The sequence below is a fragment of the bacterium genome, assembly GCA_037131655.1.
Lineage (GTDB): Bacteria > Armatimonadota > Fimbriimonadia > Fimbriimonadales > JBAXQP01 > JBAXQP01.
Map to the genome: position 1 here is coordinate 1 of JBAXQP010000130.1, position 7,475 is coordinate 7,475.

Below are 7,475 nucleotides of genomic sequence, written 5' to 3' on the forward strand. Positions count from 1 at the left end.
CGAGTTCAAACAGAAGATCCTCAACAAACCTTTAAAGACTATATTGACCAGATATGTATCTTCTGGCATTCCGATCCCGCTGTGCGTTTATGCATCATCACGTCGGCGTTTATTGTTTTTTTTAATCTCTCCGTAAATTTCTATGTCCTGGATGCCAAACAACTTCCCGGAGCTTCCCCTGTTTGGGTCGGCCGCTATGTTTCAGCGATTGCTGTAGGGATTGCAGTGGGTGGCATACTATGGAACCTAATTAGAGATCATTACGGCACAAAAGCATCTTTAATTGGCATCGCCATAACAGCCTCACTCATCCCTGCCACAGCGCTAGTTGTCCGTGAAATTAGCATAACTGCTTATATCATCCCATTTGTGATGTATGGATTGGTCAGTTTGAGCGTTTGGACAATCCCAACCAACTACCTGCTCGACCATCTCGGTCACGGTCCCCGCTCACTTATGGTTATGGGGGTTATAAACGTAATCTATGGGGCATCGATGCTTCTTCCCATCGTTGGCGGCAAATTCCTCGGATTCGCCTCGTATCCTTTGCTATTCGCTTTGACATTCCTTCTAACTGTCCCCTCAGTCTACTTTGCAATTCGCCTGCCAAAGGCTCGTTAGTTTACCTGTTTTTAGCTTCAATTACTCCACACAAAGCATGCATAGTGTAGACATTCGGATAGGTTCCTGCAATTGAGATGAAGTGTTATAATTCTATCAAGCATACTTTGCAGGGAGAAGTGAATGTCTCTTATTACTGATATTTCGGCACGTGAGATCCTTGATTCTCGCGGAAACCCCACAGTGGAAGTGGATGTCTTGCTCGATGACGGTTCTTTTGGAAGAGCAGCCGTCCCTTCCGGAGCGTCAACCGGCGCTTATGAAGCAGTTGAATTACGCGATGAAGACGCGGATCGTTATGGCGGCAAAGGTGTTGGCACCGCTGTCGATAACGTGATTGATGAGATTGCGCCTCGTCTTTTTGAGATGGACGCAACCGACCAGGTACTTATCGATAAGACCATGATCGAAATCGATGGCACCCCCAACAAAGCTAACCTCGGCGCTAACGCCATATTAGCCGTTTCATTAGCTATGGCCAAAGCAGGCGCTGACTCCGTTGGCCTCCCGCTTTATAAATATATCGGCGGCGTCTACGCTCACGTTCTGCCTGTGCCGATGATGAATATCATCAACGGCGGCAAGCATGCCGACAGCAGCGTCGATTTCCAAGAATTTATGATTTCGCCGGTAGGCGCTCCAAGCTTTGCGGAAGCAGTGCGTTGGGGTTCTGAAGTCTACTACTCGCTAAGAAAAGTGCTCAAGAAGCAGGGACTCAATACTGCCGTCGGTGATGAAGGCGGATTTGCCCCTAATCTAACCTCAGTCGATGCCGCTATCGATGTCATTATCGAAGCCATCAGCCAGGCAGGCCTTACACCGGGTCAGGATGTTTTCATAACGATGGACCCGGCTTCAACAGAGCTTTATAAAGATGGCGTCTACCACTTCCCAGGCGAGGGCGGTAAAACCCGAACCTCCGCTGAGATGGTCGAGCTATACAACAAGCTCATCGCTAAGTACCCCATCATCTCAATTGAAGACGGCCTAGCCGAAGACGATTGGGATGGCTGGAAGGCTCTTACCGATGCAATCGGTGACCGATGCCAGCTAGTTGGCGATGACTTGTTCGTCACCAACACAGAGCGGCTCAAAGAGGGCATCGAAAAGGGCGTCGCTAACTCAATTCTTATCAAGGTCAACCAAATCGGAACCTTGACTGAGACACTGGAAGCAATTGATGTCGCACGTCGCGCATCCTACTCTTCAGTAATTTCTCACCGCTCAGGCGAGACGGAAGATGTTACAATCGCCGATTTAGCGGTTGCAACGAACGCAGGACAAATTAAGACGGGCGCTCCTGCTCGCACCGACCGAGTCGCCAAATACAACCAACTCCTTCGAATTGAAGAAGAGTTGGATAAGGCCGCTGTTTATGCCGGATTCAACGCGTATCCAATGTTAAAGCGTAAGGGATGAACCGTCACACAAAAATAGTCGCAACGCTCGGCCCAGCGTCATCAAGCACAGAGAGTGTTAAAGCGCTGGTGAATGCGGGGGTAAATGTAATCCGCTTCAACTGTGCTCATGGCAGTTGGGTCGAGCGAGGTGATGAGATTGAGCGGGTCAGGCAAGCTGCCGCAGCTAAAAAGCAACCAATTGGTATCTTGCTTGATCTTGCCGGACCGAAAATACGTCTGGGCGTAATCACCGCCGGTACAAGACAGATTAGTCCCGGTGATAAGATTGAACTTGTTTTAGCGGCAGAAAGCAAGGATGCGCTTCCTGTTCCAGTACCGGAGTTCTTTCGGGCATGCAGATTAAACAATCGAATACTTTTAGGCGATGGTTATATTGAGCTTAAAATCACTCAATGTGACAACGACAGGCTGGAAACTAAAGCTATATCAGGCGGAGTGGTGAAATCGCACCATGGCATCACCCTTATGGGGAAAGCTCTCGATTTAGAGCCGATTACCCCGAAGGATGAGCAGGATTTAGAACAAGGGATTAAGTATCAACCTGATTTCATATCGCTCTCATATATTCGCTCGGCGGCTCATATCAACGACCTGAAGGAGAAACTGGCCAAACTGGGGGGACATGCCCGGTTAGTTGCCAAAATCGAGACTCAGGAAGCTGTCAACGACATTGAAAACATTATAGAGGTCTGTGATGTGGTGATGGTGGCGCGAGGCGATTTGGGGCTTCAACTCCCTATCGAAAATGTGCCTACAATTCAAAAGCAAATTATTAGGCTTTGCAATCGCGCGAGCAAACCCGTGATTACGGCCACCCAGATGCTCGAATCGATGATCGCAAATCCGCGCCCAACCCGGGCGGAAGTAACTGACGTCGCGAATGCCATCTTAGACGGAACCGATGCAGTCATGCTCTCCGGTGAAACGGCAATGGGGCAATACCCGGTAGAAACCGTGACTGTCATGGGTCGCATCGCACAAGAAGCAGAAACCGGAATTGACCATGGCTGTACTCTGGATGTTCTTAATATGAACTCTCATCGAGAGACAACCGAGGCGGTTGCGCAGGCAGTTTGCGCGTTAGCTGAATCGCTCAGAGCAAAAGCGATTGTGACAGCGACAACTAGCGGTTATACCGCTCAGATGGTTTCGAGATTTCGACCCAGGATGCCGATTGTGGCTCCTACCTCGGAAGAAGGGACTTATCGAAGTCTGGCTTTGGTATGGGGAGTTCGCCCCTTGCTTATCGATAAAGCCACTAATGTTGACGAGCTAATGAACTTAGCGATGCAAGCTGGAGTGAAAAATAGCCTGCTTAAAGCAGGCGATAAGGTGGTTTTCACCTGCGGAGTGCCGGTTGGAAATCCTGGCAGCACAAATTTAATCTCGGTCAGGACTGTGTAGCAAAATAGGAGATATTCTCATGCGCACGGATGCAAATACAACAAAAAGAAACTCGAAGCGAAATCGATTAGTCGCTAGACGACGATTTGTAGTGATCCTCATTGTTCTAGCCGCATTTTTAGCAATCGCAGGATGGTGCGGTTACCCCTATATCCCCTGCTTTAAAGAAAATCAAGCGCTCAGCAAGATACAAGCAGATGATCTGGCGATGAAGAAAGAAATCGAACGGATGAATTATAAGCTTAATGGACTAAAGACAGAGGCCGGGCTAACGGCTGAAGCTCGCGCCCAAGGCTTTATTAAGCAAGGAGAGCAAGTAATCATCATGCCCGACTTTCCTCCCCCTACGGCTCCTACCGAAAAAACTAATCCTAATGCTTGGGGACGATTTATAAACTGGTTCCATCGCTAAAGCGGGTATTGTTTGTGTAAGTGCTCGAGCAAGTTAATCTTGCTTGGATTTGATTTACTACGGAGGCATTATGTACGTTTCAATTCGTGATGACACTGCAATGGGTGTCGATTATCCATCTTTGGGAGATGCATTGAAAGATTTGGGGCTGAATGCCGTCGAGATCGGCGTTTGGCATGATTATAAGGTTCGAGGCCTTGGCCCTGACGAAAATCTTAATATCGGCACTGCTAATGGCCTAGCTAAGTTCAAAAAGCAATTCAGCGATGCAGGAATTCAAATTAGCGCATTTTTGTTGAGTAATGACTTTAACGCCGAGGATGTTGATGCAGAAATCGCCTGGGTGGTCCAAGTCTGCAAGGCAGCAGATGAGCTTGGTGTTCCAGCCATACGCATCGATGCCTATATGAGAAATCAAGATGAGCTGCCGTTCGATACTCGCATGGAAATCTTTTCCAGTTGCATCAAACGGATCATCGAAGCAACCCCAGGATCCACAGTAAAATTGGGCATCGAAAACCACGGTTCACAAGGCAACGACCCCGAATTCCTTCAAGCCTGTATAGATTCCGTATCAAGCCCACGCTTGGGTCTAACAGTTGATACTGCCAATCTTTATTGGCGTGGCTACCCTGTATCTACTGTTGACGCGATTATCAAACGTTTCGCACCGAATACGGTTCATACCCATATGAAGAATATCTGCTTCCCTGAGGGCACAAAGGATGTCGAAAGGGAAATGGGCTGGGGCTATATGGAATATTGCTGCCCATTACAGGATGGCGATATCGATATCAAAGGCTATGTTACAGCTTTGTGTGAAGCCGGTTACAAGGACGATCTTTGTATTGAAGACGAATCTTTAGGCCGATTCACGAAAGAGGTTGGCAAACAGAATTTACGCCGACAGGTCGAGTTCCTCATCTCACTTCTCTAACTTATAAACAGATAGAGTCTGAACTCATGTTCAGACTCTATCTGTATCTATTCTATGACTCTTTGCCTTTACTACCTGCATCCTAGCCTTGCCACAGTTTGAGCAAACCCACTTTCGGCGCTTGTGGTAAGAACGCTTCCGCTCGGTCATGGGCTTATGACAACGTGGGCAGGTCAAACTTATTCCTTGCCGCTACCGTCGGACCATTCGCTGGAATAGTTTGGTGGCTCTTTGGTAATCCAGACATCATGCGGATGGCTCTCACGAAGACCGGCGTTGGTAATCTTAATGAATTTTGCATTCGCTCGAAGATCTTTTAAGTTACAAACGCCCAAATAGCCCATACCACTTCTTAGGCCGCCGATAAGCTGCACAACAGTTTCGGCAAGAGGTCCACGGAAAGGAACTCGACCTTCGACACCCTCAGGCACTAAGTTTTGGGGATTAGTTTGATAGTAGCGATCACTTGAGCCTTGACGCATGGCGCTGATACTGCCCATACCTCGATAGACCTTGTAGGCTCGATTTCGATAGACTTCTATCTCACCTGGAGCTTCATCACAGCCGGCAAACATGTTGCCCATCATCACCGCATCAGCCCCGCCTGCAAGCGCCTTAACTATATCACCAGTGTATCGAATTCCACCATCAGCGATTATCGGCACTCCACGCTTACGTGCTTCACTCGCACAATCCATAATGGCAGTCAACTGCGGGATGCCTACACCAGCCACTACTCGAGTAGTGCAAATTGAACCTGCGCCAATCCCAACTCTTAGGCCATCAGCGCCGGCTTCAATCAAGTCTTTAGCCCCTTCAGCAGTCGCCACATTACCTGCAATCAAAATAGCATCCGGCAGGGCTTTCTTAATGATTTTAACGGCATTTAATACCCCTAATGAGTGGCCGTGTGCGGAATCGAGAACGAGAAAATCTGCTCCGGCTTCCACTAAAGCCTTAGCTCGATCTACGGGATTGCGTAGCGGACCAAGCGCAGCGCCAACTCTCAGACGCCCCTTATCGTCCTTGGTTGCATGGGGGTAATGACGAAGCTTCAGGATATCTTTAATCGTAATCAAACCGATAAGCTTGAATTTATCATCGACAATCGGAAGTTTTTCAATTCGGTGTTTTTGAAGGATTTTTTCGGCCTGTTCGAGGGTCGTCCCTTGCTGAGCAGTCACCAAATTTTCCTTGGTCATGGCTTCAGCGATAGGACGGTCAAACTCGGTCTCAAATCGAATATCACGGTTGGTCAGGATGCCGACCAGTATCCCTTCCTCGTCAGTAATGGGTACACCGGAAATATGGTAACGTTCCATTAAGTTGAGGGCATCGCGAACAACATGGTCGCGCGAAAGAGAAATCGGATTGACGATAACAGCATGTTCTGACCTTTTGACGCGGTCAACTTCTTCCACTTGACTGTCAACGGTCATGTTTCGATGAATAACGCCGACGCCGCCTTCACGCGCAATGGCAATCGCCATTCTGGCTTCGGTAACAGTATCCATCGGAGAAGAAATAACGGGGATTCTCAGCGAAATACCCTTAGCGATCTCTGTCGAGGTATCAGCTTGGTCAGGTAAGACTTCTGTGCGTTGTGGCACAAGCAGAACATCGTCAAAGCTAAAGCCTTCACCCATAATATCGTTTGCCATACGTTCTCCCAGGGACTTTTCATCCCATTGTAACGTAACTACAAAACCGAAATCAAGTGCTAATCGTAAGAGTATCCCACTTAGGGGCCATATGAAACCCAGTTGGGAATATCGTGGCGCGCCTAACTCCGGCGAGTTCGGCGTCATGAAGCGCTAATGAAACTATATTCTCGGTCTGCCCATCCCAAACGCCCACCACCAAATCGCAATTTTTAACCATCCAACGATTGGCACCCTCATAGGCTTCAGAAATAGGTTCTCCGAAGGGCAATAAATGAACATCAAGCGCCCGACCGATAAGCTTTCGGTAATGCTGCCTTTCATCCCCTTCTTCGAATTCTTCCGCATACCCGGCATAGGGAACGATAATCTCATACCGCATCCCCCATTCAGCAGCCTTTTCAATGACCAGTTGGCTCATCCCTACCGAAGCAGTAGAGGCGACGACAATTCGATTATCATGCGACTTCTCGCGATCGACAATCTCCATGAATTGCCCAACTAGCACCTCGGCCTCTTCATCACCGATCGCCCCCCGCTCCGCAATAATCCCAATCCGAATAATTCCCGCCATTTCTATCTTTCCATACGTTCTGTATTACCTATATTCATCATAGCATGATTTTGTGAGAATGCAAGGAGAAATATATAATTACTGGTGACCCCCTATATTTAGCTTGTTGCGCACATTCAAAATATCACTGAGCCAGTACATCTTATTTCTTAAGTCTTTTTCCCCATCTATGCTCCCAAATTCTTAATGAATCCACAGCAACCTGATTACTGGTTCCATATGAAAGACTTTTAACACATAAAACGAGAAGCTCGTGAGCTCGTAAGTTATTTATCTTAACCAATCCCTTAATCACACTATCGTCAAGCAATCCTTTTCTAACAGCTGGAACCACTTCTTCAAGCCCGCGCGCATCACCCCTCTTTACCAGAGCAAGGCCTGCTGCCTCGCGAATCTCTGCACTCGGATGTTCTAGCATTTGAACAAGAAGAGCTGTTGTTTTCGA

Annotated in this window: 8 protein-coding genes; 5 read left to right on the plus strand and 3 right to left on the minus strand. The window is 48.0% G+C overall.

Going from position 1 to position 7,475, the window contains the following annotated elements:
• The 5 genes from WCO51_07375 to WCO51_07395 all read left to right on the plus strand — a co-directional run.
• On the plus strand, positions 1-621 hold a 621-nt coding region (locus tag WCO51_07375), incomplete at its 5' end, for a hypothetical protein (GenBank protein MEI6513082.1).
• A gap of 123 nt (positions 622-744) precedes the next feature.
• Positions 745-2,040, plus strand: a complete 1,296-nt coding sequence (gene eno, locus WCO51_07380; protein ID MEI6513083.1) for a phosphopyruvate hydratase — start codon at positions 745-747, stop codon at positions 2,038-2,040.
• Positions 2,037-3,446 carry a pyruvate kinase gene (gene pyk, locus WCO51_07385; protein ID MEI6513084.1) on the plus strand — a complete coding sequence of 470 codons (1,410 nt, stop codon included), beginning with the start codon at positions 2,037-2,039 and terminating at the stop codon, positions 3,444-3,446. Before eno ends, pyk begins: the two co-directional genes overlap by 4 nt.
• 19 nt (positions 3,447-3,465) lie before the next feature.
• Positions 3,466-3,858: a hypothetical protein gene (locus WCO51_07390; protein ID MEI6513085.1), complete on the plus strand. Its 393-nt coding sequence runs from the start codon at positions 3,466-3,468 to the stop codon at positions 3,856-3,858.
• Between the two features lie 70 nt (positions 3,859-3,928).
• On the plus strand, positions 3,929-4,795 hold the full coding sequence (locus WCO51_07395; protein ID MEI6513086.1) for a sugar phosphate isomerase/epimerase family protein: 867 nt from the start codon (positions 3,929-3,931) through the stop codon (positions 4,793-4,795).
• A gap of 179 nt (positions 4,796-4,974) precedes the next feature.
• Here the strand turns inward: WCO51_07395 and guaB are convergent, their stop codons facing one another.
• From guaB to WCO51_07410, 3 genes are all read right to left on the minus strand, one after another.
• Positions 4,975-6,456: an IMP dehydrogenase gene (gene guaB / locus WCO51_07400; protein MEI6513087.1), complete on the minus strand. Its 1,482-nt coding sequence runs from the start codon at positions 6,454-6,456 to the stop codon at positions 4,975-4,977.
• A gap of 52 nt (positions 6,457-6,508) precedes the next feature.
• Positions 6,509-7,030: a hypothetical protein gene (locus WCO51_07405; protein MEI6513088.1), complete on the minus strand. Its 522-nt coding sequence runs from the start codon at positions 7,028-7,030 to the stop codon at positions 6,509-6,511.
• 142 nt (positions 7,031-7,172) lie between these two features.
• Positions 7,173-7,475: HEAT repeat domain-containing protein (locus WCO51_07410; GenBank protein MEI6513089.1), on the minus strand; the 303-nt coding region annotated here is incomplete at its 5' end.

Bases quoted from the DNA above. Each gene is read 5' to 3' on its own strand.
- eno (MEI6513083.1), top strand. From the start codon at position 745: ATGTCTCTTATTACTGATATTTCGGCACGTGAGATCCTTGATTCTCGC.
- pyk (MEI6513084.1), top strand. From the start codon at position 2,037: ATGAACCGTCACACAAAAATAGTCGCAACGCTCGGCCCAGCGTCATCA.
- WCO51_07390 (MEI6513085.1), top strand. From the start codon at position 3,466: ATGCGCACGGATGCAAATACAACAAAAAGAAACTCGAAGCGAAATCGA.
- WCO51_07395 (MEI6513086.1), top strand. From the start codon at position 3,929: ATGTACGTTTCAATTCGTGATGACACTGCAATGGGTGTCGATTATCCA.
- guaB (MEI6513087.1), bottom strand. From the start codon at position 6,456: ATGGCAAACGATATTATGGGTGAAGGCTTTAGCTTTGACGATGTTCTG.
- WCO51_07405 (MEI6513088.1), bottom strand. From the start codon at position 7,030: ATGGCGGGAATTATTCGGATTGGGATTATTGCGGAGCGGGGGGCGATC.